This window comes from Alcanivorax sp. HI0083, assembly GCF_001635175.1.
The window spans coordinates 1-1,105 of sequence record NZ_LWFX01001436.1; the positions used below are offsets into that span (position 1 = coordinate 1).

Below are 1,105 nucleotides of genomic sequence, written 5' to 3' on the forward strand. Positions count from 1 at the left end.
GAACAACACGCCACCCCGGTACACCGGGAAGCCGTAGCCGTAGATCCAGATCACATCCACATCCAGTGGACGGGCAGCGATGCCTTCTTCCAGGATTTTGGCACCTTCGTTCACCATCACATACATGCAACGCTCCAGGATTTCCTGGTCGCTGATCTCACGCGGGGTGATGCCGTTATCACTGCGGTATTGTTCAATAATGCCGTCCACAGCGGTTGAAGGTACAGGGGTACGATCGCCGTCTTTATAGTCAAATACGCCGGCCTGGGTTTTCTGGCCCAGACGTCCCGCCTCCACCAGCTCGTCAGTCCAGTTACGTGCCGGACCATTGGCCGGATCTTCCTTGCGCAGCTCTTCACGAATGCGGTAGCCCACATCCATGCCCGCCAGATCAGACATGGCAAACGGCCCCATGGGGAAGCCCAGGTCGAACAACACCTTGTCCACCTGCTGGGGGCTGGCACCTTCGTTGACCAGCTCCACGGCTTCCGCCTGACGGCGATGCAACATGCGGTTGCCCACAAAGCCATGACACACCCCAACCAGCACACCGACCTTGCCAATCCGGCGGCTCAGGTCCATCACAGTGGCGATTACCTCATCCGAGGTTTTCTCACCGCGAACATTTTCCAGCAACTTCATGACATTGGCCGGGCTGAAGAAATGCATGCCCATGACATCTTCCGGGCGGCCAGTGAAGCTGGCGATACGATCCACGTCCAGCGTGGAGGTGTTGGTAGCAAGAATGGCACCGGGCTTGCACACCCGATCCAGTTCGCTGAACACGGCTTCTTTCACATCCATGTTTTCGAACACGGCTTCAATCACCAGGTCCACATCGCTCAGATCATCGTAGCTCAAGGTGGGCTGAATCAGCGCCATGCGCTGTTCCACCTGCTCATCGGTGATACGGCCTTTTTTTTCGGTGTTTTCGTAGTTCTTGCGAATCACCGCCACACCGCGCTCCAGCGCGTCTTCCTTCACCTCCAGAAGGCGCACGGGAATCCCGGCATTGGCAAAGTTCATGGCGATGCCACCGCCCATGGTGCCGGCACCGATCACCGCCACCTGGTTGATCTCGCGCTTGGGGGTGTTCTTGTCCAGG

General features: G+C 57.9%; 1 protein-coding gene. It reads right to left on the reverse strand.

The genetic code is table 11. The features are described from left to right. Positions 1 to 1,105 (reverse strand): 3-hydroxyacyl-CoA dehydrogenase (locus A3754_RS21760; RefSeq protein ID WP_231880733.1); only part of this gene is annotated, 1,105 nt, incomplete at both ends.